The following is a 15,140-nucleotide window of genomic DNA, read 5'->3' as shown; positions in this document are numbered from 1 at the left end:
ACGGCTCCGCCACGTCCCAGTCGCTAGACGTGGCGGTAGCCGTGGTCCACGGTGAGTTCGAGGAGGGTCCCCGGCGGCGGCTGGTCGTTGGTCGGCCAGGTCTGGCTGTGCAGGTTGCCGGTCACGGTGAGCCCTAGCCGATCGCCGTCCATGAGTACGGCGTCGTCCGGACCGAGCGCGCGGATCCTGCGAATCCGTCCGCCGCGGTGGTGCACCGTGAAGCCGCCGTCATGCTCGACGATCTCGACCTCGAGGCTTCCGAGTCCGGGGACGTCGATGATCCCCGGTCGCCAAGGCGCCGTCAGGGTCAGTTGTTTGTCCTCGGTGAGGACGAGGAAGTCGACCACGAGAGCGACCAACGTGCCGTCGGCGGCGACGCCCCAGTAGCACGGGTACGCGCCATCGCCGTACCCGCTGGTGACCATGGCCGCATCGGTCACGTCGCCGAGAAGACTGAAGATGGTACCTGGACCTGTTTCCAGTTGGTCGGCCTGCCGGACGAACAACTCTTCGACCTGCTGCGCCTCGCAGCGCACGAGGTCGGCCAGGTCCAGGATCGCCACATTGGCGTAGTCCACGCCGACGATGTGTGTTCCATTCGTCCGTTGCGCGGGATGCCAGGTGGCTGCGGGAAAGTCGGAGAGTCGCAGCCGCAGCGCCACGTTCGTCTTGTCGACCATGGCGATCTCGACCGGATACGTTCCGGACGGCACTCGCCGGGCGAGCGGCTCGAGGTCGAATCCGTTGTAGCCGAAGTCGCGAACGGTCAGGACACCCGACCGGCAGGAGAGGTCCCCGATACGATGCACGCTGATCGTCGCCGGGGTGCCGAACGGAGCGACCTCACGGCCGACTGCGAACAGGTCCGGGATGTTTAACTCGAGGTCAGTGTTGATCGCGTCGAGAGGCCCTCCGGTTTGCGCTGCGGCCAGCAACCGTTCGGCTTCGCGCTCGTCGACCAGTGGTGCTCCCGGCGGATCAAAGAACGACAGAACCCGGTCGATGCGCCACTGGCCGTCGACAAGCACGAGCCGGTATTCGAAGTACCTGTGTTGTGTCCCGTGCTCTGCTACCGAGCGCACGACTGCGTGGTCATCGTGACTGATGACCTGAGTGACGACCTCGCTCGCAGGGCTGTGGGCCGGCCGGCTGGACAGGACACCCTCCTCGCCCGTCTGCGTTCCAGGCGAGCAGTGGGAATCGACCAGCTGGGCCAGTTCAGCTAGCCATACCTCCGACAGACTCGGGTCGAAGGACAGGTCCGCGGGGGCCTGTCCCGCGCGCTCCCATTTCTGATGGAAGTCGGCGATGAAAGCCTCTACACGGGACTGCGGGTCAGGGATCACCGCCTGAGGCTACCGAGCAACCGAGACCGACACCATTCGTCCGGGCAGCGCGTTGGACCGAGCGAAGCTGTCAAGGATGACCCGGACTCGGCTTTGTTGCCTCAGGCCAACAAGGACGACAGGAAGTCGAGTAGGGCGGTGAGGGTTTCCTCAGGTGCCTGTTCGGGGAGGAAATGGCCGGCGTCGATCGGGTGGCCTGTGACGTCGTCGGCCCAGGTCTGCCACAGCGTCAGCGGATCGCCGTACCAGGTCCCTACCGCGCCGGAGCCGTCCCACAGGACGTGGACCGGGCATTGGATCCGGCGGCGTCCGCGGTCGGCGGCGTCGCGTTCGTGGTCGATTGTTGCCGCCGCACGGTACTCCTCGCAGATCGCGTGCACAGTTGCCTCGTCGCGGAACTGGTCGACGTACACCGAACGCACCTCGGCCGGGAACGCGCCGGGCTCACCGGACCAGTCGTCCAGCATGTACCCGACGAAGGTCTCAGGCGCTGCGGCGATCATCTGCTCAGGCACTGGCTCCGGCGCAGCCAGGAAGGACCAGACCCAGTATCCGAGCGCGAACTCCTTGTCCGCCCGGTCGAACGCCTCACCCGTCGGCACGATGTCCAGCACCGCCAGGCGCGTCACCACGTCGGGATGATCGAGTGCCATTCGGTACGCACACCGTCCACCGCGGTCGTGCCCGGCCACTGCGAACTGGTCGAATCTGAGCGATCGCATCACCGCGACTTGTTCGGCGGCGATCGTGCTCATGCCGTACGGCGTGTGGTCGGGCGTGCTGGGCGGCTTGCCGCTGTTGCCGAAGCCGCGTAGATCGGTCGCGACCACGGTGAAGTGCGCCGCGAGCGCGGGTGCGACGCGGTGCCACATCAGGTGCGTCTGCGGGATCCCGTGCAACAACAACAGCGGCGGACCCGAGCCGCCGATCCGTCCCGCGATCACGTTTCCGTCGACCTCGACCCGCAGCTCCTCGAACCCGTCGAACATGTCACCAAGGCTAGATCGAGCCGAGTCCCCGGACGCCGGCGTGCACGGACAGCTGGCGCCCGGAGCGGCGTGGTCGAGGGTTAGTGGTCCTGGTGGTGGAAGCCTTCTGGGGCCTGGTCGAGGAAGGCGGCGACGGTTGCGATGCGGCCGTGGTCGTCGATCTCGAGGACGTCGGTGCCGGTGGCGAACGGCGTACCGTCGACCAGGAGTTCCCATTGCAGGCGGGCGCGGCCGTGGTGGGTTTCCGGGTCGGCGCGCGGCCGGAAGACGTAGCCGGGCTGGTGTTCGGCGAACTGGTTGCGGAAGCCGATCAGTTCGTCGACGCCGCGCAGTACGCCGATCGGTGCGTGGTAGGTGATGCCGTCCGCGAAGCTCGCGTCGGCGCTTGCGTTCCAGAAGTCGACGTACTGCTCGACGACCGTGAGGTCGGTCATGGGAACTCCTTCTTCGAGGTTTGCTGCCTCCACTCTGAAAGCGAACGAGGACCCGGCTCAATAACCTCGGAGGTGATTGCCCGGCGTCCGCCACGGCGGCATCGTTACGGTCGTGACTGCAATCACGGTGCGCCCGGACGAGACGATCGGAACGCTGGTGAAGCGATGGCGTGAGCGGCGGCGTCGCTCCCAGCTCGACGTCTCCTTGGCGGCGGATCTGTCCGCGAAACATCTGAGCTACATCGAGACCGGGCGGTCGAATCCGAGTCGCGAGATGATCGAGCGGATCTGCGACGAACTCGACGTACCGCTGCGCGAACGCAACCGCTTCTACCTGGCGGCCGGCTTCGCGCCGGCGCACCGCGAGCGGCCGTTCACCGACCTGGGAGCGGCGGCGGATGCGGTCCGGGCAGTGCTGACCGGGATGGAGCCGAACCCCGCGGTCGCCGTCAATGTCCGCTGGGACCTGCTGGCGATGAATCGATCGATGCAACCCTTCCTGGCGGATCTGCCGACCCATCTCGCCGGTCCACCGGTGAACATGCTCCGTGCGACGTTGCATCCCGACGGCCTGGCCCCGATGGTCCGCAACCTGCAGCAGTGGCATTCGCACGTCGTACGACGCGTACGTCGCCAACTCGACCGGACCGCCGACGACGGCCTCGCCGACCTGCTGATGGAGCTCGAGTCCTACGGCAAACCCACCTCGCCGGCACCCGCCTCGTTGGCCGACGACCTCGTCGTACCGCTCCAGCTGACGACGCCGTACGGCGACCTCGACTTCTTGTACGCCGCAACAGTCTTCGGCTCACCCCGCGACGTCACCCTGGACGAGATCGCAATCGAGACCTTTTTCCCCGCCAACCCCACCACAGCCGGCATTCTCAGCTCGCTGGCGAACGGCCGGTGATCCGCAGCATCCCGCTCGGCCCAGGTAGCTCTACGCCGTAGCGATTACTTTCGCGGTCAGCTCGCCTCTGTACAGGTATGAGCTCGTCGTACCGGTCACCGGACGGCGTACAGCTCACGGGGCAGAACATCCCGCAATTACCTGGACAACCTGAAAGAGAAGCTCATGTTGCTGGTCAACAAGAATGTCGTCGTCTACGGCGCGGGCGGCGCGGTCGGCAGTGCGGTAGCCCGCGGTTTCGCTCGCGAAGGTGCCAGAGTGTTCCTGACCGGCCGGAATCTCGACGTCATCGACACTCTCGCGAAGGAGATCTCCGCCGCGGGTGGAGCGGTCGAGACCGGCGTGGTCGACGCCGGCGACGAGAAATCCGTGACGGAGCACCTCGACGCGGTCGTCGCCGACGCCGGCAGCATCGACGCGTCGTTCAACGCGATCGGGATCTCGCCCGACGGGCTGCAGGGCATACCCCTCGCCGAACTGCCGGTCGAGAATTTCCTGCGCCCGATCACCACCTATGCGCAAGCTCATTTCATCACCGCGAAAGCCGCCGCCCGGCACATGATCGCGCGGGGGTCGGGGGTGATCATGATGCACACGCCCGAACCGGCCCGCGTGCCGCTGCCGCTTGTGGGCGGCATGAGCGTCGGCTGGGCGGCAATGGAAGCGCTCAACCGCGCGCTGTCGGCCGAATGGGCCCAGTACGGCGTTCGCACGATCTGCCTGCGTACGACGGGCATGGTGGAAACGCCGGTCATCGACGTCGTGTACGGGCTGCACGCCGACGCGCTGGGGATCACCAAGGAGCAATTCACTGCGCTGGCTGGTGGTATGAGCCACCGCAAGCGTCCGACCACATTGGCCGAACTCACCGAAGCGGCCGTGTTCCTCGCCTCGGACCGGGCATCGGCGATGACCGGCACTGTCGCCAACCTGACCGGCGGAATCGTCGTCGACTGACCCGCGCCGGCTGCCGGTTCCGGTGGCCGGACCATGGCTGAAAGAGGAGCACGAGCAATGAATGATCTACTCGAGAGTGCGGTCGCCGCGCATGGTGGCATCGAGCGGTGGAACCGGATCCGTTCGATCACTGTCGACGCCGCCATCTCCGGAGCCTTCTGGCAGCTCAAGGGGCAAGGCGACGCGCTGACGAAGGTCCGCTTCGAGGTGGACACCACGCGGGAACGGCTGACCATGGACTTCGTCGGCCAGGACCGGCGGTCGGTCTTCGAACCCGACCGGGTCGTCCTGCAACGACCGGTCGGCACGGTCGCCGAGGTGCGTGACGACCCGGAGCGGTCGTTCGACGGCCACCAGTTCGAGACGCCGTGGGACGACCTGCATCTCGCGTACTTCACCGGGGAAGGACTGTGGACGTACCTGACTGCGCCGTTCGTGTTCACCTGGCCGGGGTTCGTGTGTGAGGAGATCGCCGCGATCGAGGCCGACGGTGAAACCTGGCGGCGGCTGAAGGTGACCTTCCCCGGCCACATCAAGACCCACACCCGGACACAGGTGTTCTGCTTCGGACCGGACGGGTTGCTGCGCCGCCACGACTTCACCATCGACATCGTCGGCCGGACGGTCGAGTCGCAGCTTTTCGCCACCGACCACCGCGACGTCGACGGCATCGTCATCCCCACGACGCGACGGGCCTACGCGCCGATGGGCGAGGACCAGATCGTCTTCGTCGCCATCGACATGGCCGACATTGCCGTCCGGTGATCCGGGTTCCTTCTCACCGTCACGGGATCGGTGGATCATGCACACCATGACTGAAGCGAGGGCCGGCGACCAGGAGTTCGCCAGGCTCAGCGAACCGCACCGGCGCGAGCTGCTTGCCTATTGCTACCGCATGCTCGGCTCCGTCGACGAGGCCGAAGAGGTGGTGCAAGACGTCTACCTCGACGCCTGGCGTGGCTACGGCGCGTTCGAGGCACGGTCGTCGCTGCGTACTTGGCTGTACCGCATCGCGACCCGGGCGTGTTTCAAAGCACTGGAGAAAAGCCGGCGGAGACCTCTGCCCGCGGATCTCGGCGCCCCTCAGACAGACCTGGATGCGGCGCTCGGCGTACGGGCCCGGGAGGTGCCGTGGCTCCAGCCGATACCCGATTTCCTGTTCACCAGCGCACCGGCCGATCCAGCGACGGTCGTGGTGGAACGCCAGACCATGCGGCTCGCGCTGGTGGGAGCGCTGCAGCATCTGCCCCCGCGACAGCGTGCCGTGCTGATTCTGCGCGACGTGCTGCAGTGGCGTACCGCCGAGGTGGCGCAACTGCTGGAGATGACGACGGCTGCCGTCAACAGTGCGCTCCAGCGCGCCCGGGCCCAGGTTCCGCTCAGCCAGGACGACCTGACCGAACCTGCCGAGCCACGCCAAAGGGCCCTGCTCGACCGGTACGTCGCTGCCTTCGAAACCGCGGATGTCGATCAACTCGTCGCGGTACTGACCGAGGACGCCAGATGGGAGATGCCGCCGATCGTGACCTGGTTCGAAGGACGCGACGCCATCCTCGCTTTCCTGGCCAAACAGATGCGCGTGATCGGACCGGCCGCCCTGGTCCCCACCTCGGCCAACGGACAACCCGCCTTCGCGGTGTATGCCCACGACGGTGACGACGTGCTCCGCCCGCATGCGCTGCACTTACTGACCTTGACCACCGAGGGCGTCGGCCGGGTCGTCGCGTACCACGGCTCGGAGCTGTTCGCACTCTTCGGACTCTGACCCCGCCGGCTCGTCCCGCCAACGGGCCACCCGTGACGACAAGCAGGTGTCGATCGGCCGTGGCATGGATGCCGCCGATCCCCCCAGCCCCCCGGCTACGGCGGCATCCATGCCCGGTTAGAACTTTTATCGTTCGAAGTCACACTCTGTTACGACACCACGCGGTCCGGATCTGCCATCGTCGTCCGTGCGATCCGGCCGCGAATGTGGTTGGGGCGATGAGAGGTCAGACCATCTCGGCACAGGTCAGTCGCGCGGGCCTGCGGCGCGGCGAAGGCGGTTGGCGATGGCCAGGCCCAGTCCTCGCTCGTCCGGCAGGGAGGCGATGATCAGGTCGCAGCCCTGCTCGTCCAGCTCGCGGAGGTACTTGAACAGGCCTCGCGCATAGGCGGACTGCGAGTCCGGGACCGGCACGATCGCAGCTGCCTCGACCCGGGCACCGGCGAGTGACGGTGGTAGTAGGACGCCTACCCGGCGGCCGGCGCTGTGAGCGAGCTCGGACTCGGTGAGGATCTGGTCGGTCTCGACGAGTACGACGTGCGCCCGCGGTGCGTAATGGGTCGGATGCTGCCCCGGCACCCGGACGGCAGTCGCCGACGGGACGGCCAGCGGGTGTCCGAGCACCTCTTCCAGATCTTCACGGGTCAATCCACCGGGACGGAGCACGGTGGGCACGTCGCCGGTCACGTCCACGATCGTCGACTCGACGCCGACTTCGCACGGTCCGCCGTCCAGCACGATGTCGACATCGCCGCCGAGCTCGGTGCGGACATGATCGGGTGTCGTCGGGCTGACCGATCCGAAGCGGTTGGCCGATGGCGCCGCGACAGCGCCGCCGAATTCGGCCAACAACGCCAGCGCGGCAGGATGGTCGGGCACGCGGACGGCGACCGTCTCCAGTCCGCCCGTGGTCTCGAGGGGCACGCGCCGCCCACGACGCAGTACCAGCGTCAGCGGACCTGGCCAGAACGCCTCGGCAAGCAGCTTCGCGGTGGCCGGCACCTCCTCGACCCATTCGCCCAGTTGATCGGCGCTGCCGATGTGGACGATCAGCGGGTGCGTGGGAGGGCGGCCCTTCACCTCGAAGATCTTGGCGACCGCCTGCGGATCCTCGGCGTTTGCGGCCAGCCCATAGACGGTCTCGGTCGGGATTGCCACGAGTCCGCCGTTCCGCAGTACCTCGGCCGCCTTCTCGATCTGAGCAACTGCTAACACACCATCCATGCTCTCACGGCCTATTTCGGCGCCGGCAGCCCACGACGGAGCCGAGCTGTTGTCGAATTGGGGGTGGCGGGTTCGTGGATAGAGCAACCGGGCCTGATCAAGGCCCCAGACGCGAGGAGAATCACGATGAACGACCGGACCGGGCGAGCAGCCAGACCATTCCGTTTCGGAGTTGTTGCGCCGATCCTTTCGGACCTGCCGACCTGGCGGGATCGTGTGCGCCGCATCGCCGGCAGCGGTTACTCGACGTTGCTGATGCCCGACGTTCCTACCTGGCAGCCGGCTCTCGGGCCCACGCTGGCGACCGCGGCCGCCATCACTGACCTGCGGGTCGGCTCGTGGGTCTATGCGGCCGCGCTGCGCGAACCATCGAGTACGGCGTGGGAGGCGCACTCGCTCTCGGTACTCACCGAAGGCCGTTTCGAGATGGGCATCGGCGCCGGCCGGCCCGGGATCGAGGTCGAACTCGGACGGCCTGCCGTGTCAGTGGCTGAGCGTCGCACCAGGATGCGCGACACCGTGGCGGCCCTGCGTGAGTTCGACGGCCCCGACCTGCACACGCCGGTGGTCATGGCGGTGAGCGGTCCGAAGTCGCAGGCCTTGGCGCTGGACGTCGCAGACGCGGTCACGTTCGTACTCTCACTCGATGACGACCGGGGCGAAACCACAACCCGGGTCCGCGACTTCGCCGGCCGCACCGACATCGAGCTCGCCCAGCACGTCGCCGTCGTCGGTGATCGGGTCGCCCCGTTCATGGCACCGCCCACCCTCGACACCGCGGCGCTGCATGCGGCCGACTCCCTCGTCGTACTTCCGAGCGACCCCGCGGCTGCCGCCGAAGAAATCCAGCGCCGCCGCGAAGAGATCGGCCTGTCGTACTTCGTCATCGGCGCCGACTTCGCGGACACCTTCGCCCCGGTCGTCGCCAAGCTGGCCGGGCAGTAGACTGGTCTTGTCGCCCGAGACCCCGGCGGCGACCTCCTGGCCGCCGGTGTGGTCGCGGCGAACTTCCACGAGCGCCAGAACCATGCCAAGCTCACGATCGTGAGCCTGCAGCAGTTCCGCGCCGTCGTCACCGCCGGTTCGCGCGACCGCGCGGTGATCGTCGTACCGTTCGACCCGGACGAGACGTGGGGTGCCAAGGGCAACCATCCTGTCGGCGGAACCATCGACGGCAGGCGAATCCGCGCAAGGCTGTCGTCAACCGCCAACGGGTGGGTCCTGGTCATCACACCGATGTGGCTCCGTGACGCAGGCATCGCGATCGGCTCCGAGGTGACGGTCGAGCTGATCCCCGAGGGCCCGCAGCGCGACGACCTCGCCGACGACATCGCCGCGGCCCTCGCGGCCAACCCGGCCGCGGCCGCCTTCTTCGACACGCTGGCACAGTTCTACCGCAAGGCGTACCTCCGCTGGATCGATGCAACCACCCGCCGCCAGGACGTCCGCGCGGCCCGCATCGCCGAAGTAGTGACCCTGCTCGCCGCCCACGTCAAACAACGCCCGAAGCCATAACAAACCATGCTGACCGTTGGTAAAGATTGGCACACGCTCTGCACCTGAGGGCGGATTCCGCACTAGTCTGGCATTCCCCGAAGGGCCCAATTCCGGCGCAACCCCACACGCGCCGCTGGGCCCTTCGCCGCCGACCGGGCCATCGCGGGCTGAGTGTTCAGGGTGTGTCGATGGGCTCAGGTCTCGGGAAGCAGTCCAGCAGGCGTTCAACGGCTCCGACGTCGCCGGTGACGGTGATGTCCTCGGATCGCAGTGACTCGGTGAGACTGCGCTTCTTGGTGAATATGGCGGCGAACGCCTTCGGGTCGGTGGTGATGGTCGCGTCAGGATCGGCGGAGTCACCACGTCCGATGTCGAGTCGGCCGTCGCGGACGCGGACAGCGATGTGATCATCGCCGAACACGAGCACGTACGTCGCGTCGAGATCGCCGCTCGCACCGGCGTCGAAGTCTCCGGCAAGCGCGAGCATCAGTGCATCGACGCTGATCCCGGCGGTGAGGTCCCGGAACGGGGAGCGTCGGCCCCATCGGCCGAGATGGACGAGGACCGGCTGGAGGTCCTGTCCCCATTCGGTCAGCTCGTAGACCGCGGACCGAGCGGGCGGGCCGAGCCGGCGGCGCCTGACGATCCCGGATTCCTCGAGTTCGTGCAGCCGCTGGGTGAGGCGGTTCGGGCCGATCGCGGGGAGGCCGTTGCGTAGGTCGCTGAACCGTTTCGGGCCGAGCAGCAGTTCGCGGACCACGAGCAACGCCCAGCGTTCGCCGACCAGGTCCAGCGCGTGGGCAGCGGCACAGGCGTCGCTGTAGGTACGGGTGTTCGCCACGGCGCAGAGTCTAACCGGTCTGAGTTCCGAAACAAATGTATTTAGTTCCGAAGTTGTACTAGCCAGTTCACATGTGTAACCATCCTGTCCTCAGTCCCTACCGGAAGAAGAGGACGATGATTCTTGTCACCGGAGCCAACGGACGCCCTGGCTCGGCCGTCGTGCGGGAGTTCGCGCGCCACAATCGCCCGGTCCGTGCGCTGGTGCGTGATCCGGAGAAGGCAGAAGCGCTCCGGGCGTTGCCCGGCGTCGAGGTCGTGTACGGCGACATGCTGCAACCCGAGACCCTCGAACCGGCACTGACCGGGGTGAGTCGGGTGCTGATGATCTCCGGCGCCGGACCGCAGATGCTCGAGACGCAGTGCACCTTCATCGACGCGGCCCGCGCCGCCGGGGTCGGGCACATCGTGAAGTTCTCGGGCAAGGACTCCGTGACCGGGTTCGACCCGGAGAGATTCCGTTCGTCGCGAAGTCACGAGCAGATTCAGCGGTATCTGCTGGCCTCCGGGACGGCCTGGACAGTACTGCGTCCGAGCCAGTTCATGGACGTCTACTTCGAGGAGGTGCCGGACCTGGTCGCTTCGGGCGAGCTTCGTCTCCCACTCGGCGTCACGACGCTGGCGCCGATCGACATCGAAGACATCGCCAAGATCGCGTACTCCGTCCTCACGACGGACGGCCACGAATACACGACGTACCCGATGACCGGTCCAGAGGCGCTCACGATGACCGAAGTGGCCGAACGCCTCTCGGTCGTGACCGGCCGGACGATCCGCTACCGGGACGTGACATCTGCCGAGAAGCAGGCGGCCTGGCTGGCAGCGGGATACCCGCCGGCGCGCGCGAGCGCGTTCGCGCAGCTGTTCGAGGAACGCAGCCGGCTCGGGGAATCGAGCGTCGATCTCGGCGCCCATCGACGTTTCGGGATCGAACCGACGTCCTTCCTTGAATTCGCCCGCCGCAACGCCGCCGTCTTCCGGGGAGAGGCGCGGTACGGCGTCACCCCGGGGATAGCGGCAACTCTCGCCTGAGCCCGCCGCCGAGCGATTCCTCTGAGCGGCTGCGTGGTCTACATCCCTGAGCGCTCCCTTGCCTGGGCGCGCGAACCGTACGAGATTCGAGAGGACCTCAGGTGAAACTGAGCCTGTACATCCCCACTGGCACGACCCAGGAGTTCAACGGCTTCACCGATCCGCTCGCCGCGTTCGAGCGGATCCGGGAGTTGGCTGTCGCTGCTGACGAGTCCGGCTTCGAGACCATCTGGGCTCCGGACCACTTCGTCCCGTTCGGTCCGCCCGGGGCCTATGTGTTCGAAGCCTGGACCACGCTCTCCGCGCTGGCCCGGGAAACGAGCCGGATCCGCATCGGTCAGCTTGTGACCGGCAACGGTTACCGCAACCCGGCCTTGCTGGCGAAGATGGCTTCGACCCTCGACGTACTGGCCGGCGGCAGATTCACGTTCGGTATCGGGGCGGGCTGGTACGAGGACGAGTACCTTGCCTTCGGCTACGAGTTCCCGTCCGCGTCCGAGCGCCTGAAGCGCCTCGAGGAATCGCTGCAGATCCTGCAGTCGATGTGGAGCGGCGAGCCGACGACGTTCAACGGCAAGTACTTCCGGACCTCCGGCGTCGTCAACCAGCCGACCGGTGTCCAGACACCGCACGTGCCGGTGATGATCGCCGGCGGCGGCGAGAAGGTGACGCTGAAGCTGGTCGCGAAGTACGGCGACTTCTGCAACGTCCAGGAGTCACCGGACGAGGTCGAGCGCAAGTACGACATCCTCGAGCAACACTGTGTCGACGTCGGCCGTGACTACAGCACGATCACCAAGACGTCGACGTCGTACTGCATCATCGCCGACACAGACGAGGAGGCGCGGGCCGCCGTACCGCCGTGGGCGCCGATGGTGTTCCCGGGCGATCTCGGCTCCTACGGCCTCGTCGGCACCATCGACACGATCCGCGACCGACTCGCCGTCTACGCCGAAGCCGGCGTCGATGAACTCATCGTCGGCTTCCAGGACGCCCTGAACGTCGACACCCTCCGCCTCTTCGCCAAGGAGTTCATCCAGCCCTGACACCAGCCGGCGCCCGCCCTGAAACACCCCAGGACGGGCGCCGCACATGTCGTGCAGCCGAATCGGGTGCCCTGTGCCGTCGACCCAGCGGCGAATGCCACCATGGACAAATGGAGGAGACTCGCGTCCTGCTGGAGGCGCAACGGCGACAAGCGCTGCAACGGCTGGCGAGCCTGACAGGCGACTTCGACGAGGTCGTCGCCGCATCGCGAGACTCCAACGCCGACGACGAACACGACCCCGAGGGCGCCACGATCGCCTTCGAGAGATCCCAGGTCACATCGCTTGCGCAACAGGTCCAGAAGCAGCTGGCGGAGATCGAGGTAGCCTTCGGCCGACTGTCGGCCGGCACCTACGGCAGGTGTGAAGACTGCGCCCAACCAATCTCCCCAGCCCGTCTACAAGCCAGACCCGCGGCCACGACATGCATCCCCTGTGCGCAGCTCAGGACCGGGTGAAATGAACCTCGAGCTTGGTGTCCCCGGGGGTGATGTGGATTTCGGACTGGCAACCGGCCTCGGCTCGCAAAGCTTGTTCATGGAGGCCGTGGTGGCCGTGTATCCAACCGCCGACTACTTGCCGGTGAAGGTGCTGATGGCTATGCCGAGTACGGCGGCGTTGTAGAAGAAGGCGACGACGGAGTGCCAGAGGACGGCGTACCGGAGGCGTCGGCTGCGGACTTCCACGTCGGAGGTCGCGAAGGCGGCGCCGATGGCGAAGGCGAAGTAGCTGAAGTCGAGGAGGTTCGGGGTTTCTACTTCGGGAAAGGCGAGTCCTTTGTCCTCGTAGAAGTAGAGGTCGGCGTAGTGCATCGCGTAGCCGGCGTGCAGGATCAGCCAGGCGAGGACGACGGTCAGCGCGGCGAACGGCCGTACCGCCGAGAACGAGCCGGCGTCCTCGTCGAGGCTGTCCAGTGTCACGATCAGCAGTCCGCTGGACAGTCCGGCCGCGCTGGCCAGCAGTACGGCGGCGAAGCGCGCCGTCATCGACCGCCTGGGCAGCAGCCACCGGGACGGATCGTCGTCGCCGGTCCGGCCGCGCCGTACCAGAAGTAGTTGGCGAGTCAGGAAGATGGCGGCCAACAGGTCCCATCCCGCCAGTGTGATCAGCAGTACGTGCCGTCCGCCGCCCACGATCCACAGCACGACCAGTACGGCGAGACCGGCAGCGGCCAGCAGGACCCGGACGACTGCATCCAGCTTCCGTCCGACACCATCCAGCACGGGTCAGATGCTAGGGCCGCAACTGGACGATCACGCCCGAAACGTGGCCGTTGGCAACAACATCGCAAGAAACGAGACGAGGGGTCAGCTTCGGTCGATCCAGTTGGATCCGCCGGGGCGATATTGGGAATCGCACAGGGAGCTGTCGCCGGGTTGCCACGTGCACAGGTAGAGGTGATTGCCGTCAGGGTCGGCCAGCACCCAGGCCGACGGTGCGCCCTGATCGCTGACGAGTGTGCCGCCCGCAGCCAGTGCGGCGTCGATCCGTGGGCGTACTTGGCCCGGGTCGACCCAGACGTGCGGATGCCAGACCCGCTGTGTCGATCGATCATCTGAGGTCCGGAACCAGACCATCGGCAGTCCAGTGCGGGGGTCACCGACATCGCCCCAGGCGTCGGTGCCGATGACATGGTGAGAGTCCAGTACGGCGGCCCAGAACGGCGCGATCTTGGCGTACGCCGGCGTGTCCAGGCCGAGTTCGATTCGGGTGAGGCTCCCGCATTCGAGCTCGGCGCCGGCGGCAGCAACGATGTCGGTGACCTGACGAGCCAGCGTCATGTCGGTTTCGGTGACGCCGCCGCCATCACGGCTGCTCAGCCGCACATCGACCTGGAAGGGCCGCAAGTTGAGTTCCGCTTGATGGCCCAGGGCCTCGGCGGCCTGCCCGATGGACGCCACGATCCGCAGCCCCTGGGCGAAGCTTTCGGTGTGGATTCGGGTTTCCAGGCCGCCTTGTCCGAACGACAGCAGCATGGTCCAGCCGGGGAGCTCTGCGGCCGCGATCTGCTGCCCAGTCAGCGCCTGTGTGGTCATGAGTGGTCTCCTCCCAATCGCTTGGACCTGACGGTACGAAACAAAACTGGCCACCTGTACGTCCTGTTTCTCTGCTAATTTGCGAATATGCGCGCCGAGCGTCTGGTGGCGATCGCGCTGCTGCTGCAAGCGCATCGGAAGCTGACCGCGCCCGAGTTGGCGCGGCGCCTCGATGTGTCCGAGCGGACGATCCGCCGCGATCTGGATGCACTGCTGCTTTCCGGCTTGCCGCTGTACTCCGAACGCGGCCGTGGTGGTGGGTGGGCGCTCCTCGACGGTCCCGCGATCAATCTCTCGGCACTGACGCCGCAGGAGGCACAAGCGCTGTTCCTGGTCACCGGGCCTGAGCTGCTGGCCGGCCTCGGGCTGGAGCGTGGCATCACCTCGGCAGTCCGCAAGCTGCTCGATGCCCTCCCCGCGAACACTCGCGAGCAGGCCGACCGGACTCGGCAAGCCATTCACATCGACCCCACTCGATGGGGCCGACCCGCACAACCTGCGCCGGCCTCGCTCCTGCCGTTGCGGGACGCCGTCATCGCCGGAGTCCAGGTAGACCTCACCTACGCCCCGCCGGGAGCCGACGCCACGGTGCACCGCGTCCATCCGTACGGATTGGTGTCCAAGAGCGGCATTTGGTACCTCGTCGCAGGTGCTGACGCGGGGTTATGTACGTTCCGCGTCTCCTGGGCCATCGACGCCGCCGCCACGACCAAATCCGTCGAGCGACCTGACGGCTTCGACCTCGTCCGGGCCTGGGAGGACGTCAATCGCCGGCAAGTGCCCTGCTCGGCCAACCGGGTCGAGGTCGAGTTCCAGGTTCGCCCGGAGGATGTCGGCCGAGTCACAGTGGCGCTCTCGGAAGACGCGCAGATCCGCCCGATCGACAGCGGCACCGGAACCACACGCCGCTTCGCAGCAACCTTCAGCACGGTCCACGAGGCAGCCTGTGAGCTGATCTATCTCGGCGAGGGCGTCCAAGTACTCGAGCCGCCCTCCGTCCGCGCCGAACTGGTACGAATCGCCCACCGCCTGATAGCCACCCACACCCCAAGATGGTGACCACT

17 protein-coding genes are annotated in these 15,140 nt (G+C 66.9%); 10 read left to right on the top strand and 7 right to left on the bottom strand.

The annotated features are described in order from the left end of the window. Positions 1-23 precede the first annotated feature (23 nt). From ABT313_RS01170 to ABT313_RS01160, 3 genes are all read right to left on the bottom strand, one after another. Positions 24-1,082 (bottom strand): DUF4241 domain-containing protein, encoded by a 1,059-nt coding sequence (locus ABT313_RS01170; RefSeq protein WP_350847334.1) that lies wholly within the window; start codon positions 1,080-1,082, stop codon positions 24-26. A 365-nt stretch (positions 1,083-1,447) separates the two neighbouring features. After that, a complete protein-coding gene (locus ABT313_RS01165) occupies positions 1,448-2,335 on the bottom strand; it encodes an alpha/beta fold hydrolase (RefSeq protein ID WP_350847332.1) in 888 nt (295 codons plus the stop codon). Positions 2,336-2,415: 80 nt separating this feature from the next. Further along, positions 2,416-2,769, bottom strand: a complete 354-nt coding sequence (locus tag ABT313_RS01160; protein ID WP_350847330.1) for a nuclear transport factor 2 family protein — start codon at positions 2,767-2,769, stop codon at positions 2,416-2,418. Positions 2,770-2,881: 112 nt separating this feature from the next. On the opposite strand from ABT313_RS01160, the gene ABT313_RS01155 reads away from it, so the two are divergent. The 4 genes from ABT313_RS01155 (at position 2,882) to ABT313_RS01140 (ending at position 6,401) form a co-directional block, all read left to right on the top strand. Beyond that, positions 2,882-3,679: a helix-turn-helix domain-containing protein gene (locus ABT313_RS01155; RefSeq protein ID WP_350847328.1), complete on the top strand. Its 798-nt coding sequence runs from the start codon at positions 2,882-2,884 to the stop codon at positions 3,677-3,679. A gap of 165 nt (positions 3,680-3,844) precedes the next feature. After that, complete coding sequence (locus ABT313_RS01150) at positions 3,845-4,636, top strand: SDR family NAD(P)-dependent oxidoreductase (RefSeq protein WP_350847326.1); 792 nt, start codon at positions 3,845-3,847, stop codon at positions 4,634-4,636. 57 nt (positions 4,637-4,693) lie between these two features. Further along, the gene (locus ABT313_RS01145) at positions 4,694-5,401 is read left to right on the top strand and encodes a hypothetical protein (RefSeq protein WP_350847324.1); all 708 of its coding nucleotides are present in this window, start codon (positions 4,694-4,696) and stop codon (positions 5,399-5,401) included. A 46-nt stretch (positions 5,402-5,447) separates the two neighbouring features. Then, positions 5,448-6,401 carry a sigma-70 family RNA polymerase sigma factor gene (locus ABT313_RS01140; protein ID WP_350847322.1) on the top strand — a complete coding sequence of 318 codons (954 nt, stop codon included), beginning with the start codon at positions 5,448-5,450 and terminating at the stop codon, positions 6,399-6,401. A 246-nt stretch (positions 6,402-6,647) separates the two neighbouring features. Here ABT313_RS01140 and ABT313_RS01135 read toward each other — a convergent pair whose 3' ends face one another. Then, positions 6,648-7,616: an L-threonylcarbamoyladenylate synthase gene (locus ABT313_RS01135; RefSeq protein ID WP_350847320.1), complete on the bottom strand. Its 969-nt coding sequence runs from the start codon at positions 7,614-7,616 to the stop codon at positions 6,648-6,650. Between the two features lie 135 nt (positions 7,617-7,751). Here ABT313_RS01135 and ABT313_RS01130 point away from each other — a divergent pair, with 135 nt between their 5' ends. Next, a complete protein-coding gene (locus ABT313_RS01130; protein ID WP_350847318.1) occupies positions 7,752-8,570 on the top strand; it encodes an LLM class flavin-dependent oxidoreductase in 819 nt (272 codons plus the stop codon). Between the two features lie 99 nt (positions 8,571-8,669). Then, positions 8,670-9,140, top strand: coding sequence for a YdeI/OmpD-associated family protein (locus ABT313_RS01125; RefSeq protein ID WP_350847316.1), 471 nt, complete (start codon positions 8,670-8,672; stop codon positions 9,138-9,140). Between the two features lie 157 nt (positions 9,141-9,297). Here ABT313_RS01125 and ABT313_RS01120 read toward each other — a convergent pair whose 3' ends face one another. Beyond that, positions 9,298-9,963, bottom strand: a complete 666-nt coding sequence (locus ABT313_RS01120) for a winged helix-turn-helix transcriptional regulator (RefSeq protein ID WP_350847314.1) — start codon at positions 9,961-9,963, stop codon at positions 9,298-9,300. A gap of 116 nt (positions 9,964-10,079) precedes the next feature. Between ABT313_RS01120 and ABT313_RS01115 the strand changes: the two genes are divergently transcribed. The 3 genes from ABT313_RS01115 to ABT313_RS01105 all read left to right on the top strand — a co-directional run bounded on the left by ABT313_RS01115 (position 10,080) and on the right by ABT313_RS01105 (position 12,498). After that, positions 10,080-10,994: an SDR family oxidoreductase gene (locus ABT313_RS01115; RefSeq protein ID WP_350847312.1), complete on the top strand. Its 915-nt coding sequence runs from the start codon at positions 10,080-10,082 to the stop codon at positions 10,992-10,994. Between the two features lie 101 nt (positions 10,995-11,095). Next, entirely contained in the window at positions 11,096-12,040 is a 945-nt protein-coding gene (locus ABT313_RS01110; protein WP_350847311.1) for an LLM class F420-dependent oxidoreductase, read from the top strand. 110 nt (positions 12,041-12,150) lie between these two features. Further along, the gene (locus ABT313_RS01105; protein WP_350847309.1) at positions 12,151-12,498 is read left to right on the top strand and encodes a TraR/DksA family transcriptional regulator; all 348 of its coding nucleotides are present in this window, start codon (positions 12,151-12,153) and stop codon (positions 12,496-12,498) included. A gap of 114 nt (positions 12,499-12,612) precedes the next feature. Here the strand turns inward: ABT313_RS01105 and ABT313_RS01100 are convergent, their stop codons facing one another. Next, positions 12,613-13,263 carry a DUF1345 domain-containing protein gene (locus ABT313_RS01100; protein ID WP_350847306.1) on the bottom strand — a complete coding sequence of 217 codons (651 nt, stop codon included), beginning with the start codon at positions 13,261-13,263 and terminating at the stop codon, positions 12,613-12,615. A gap of 84 nt (positions 13,264-13,347) precedes the next feature. Continuing rightward, positions 13,348-14,211 (bottom strand): 4a-hydroxytetrahydrobiopterin dehydratase, encoded by an 864-nt coding sequence (locus ABT313_RS01095; protein WP_350847304.1) that lies wholly within the window; start codon positions 14,209-14,211, stop codon positions 13,348-13,350. Here ABT313_RS01095 and ABT313_RS01090 point away from each other — a divergent pair. Continuing rightward, entirely contained in the window at positions 14,164-15,135 is a 972-nt protein-coding gene (locus tag ABT313_RS01090; RefSeq protein ID WP_350847302.1) for a helix-turn-helix transcriptional regulator, read from the top strand. The two genes, ABT313_RS01095 and ABT313_RS01090, sit on opposite strands and share 48 nt — an antisense overlap. The last annotated feature ends 5 nt before the right edge of the window (positions 15,136-15,140 follow it).

This window comes from Kribbella sp. NPDC000426 (genome assembly GCF_040300265.1).
Classification (GTDB): domain Bacteria; phylum Actinomycetota; class Actinomycetes; order Propionibacteriales; family Kribbellaceae; genus Kribbella.
Note: the sequence above shows the minus strand (reverse complement) of the source record. Positions and strands in the feature narration are given on the sequence as shown.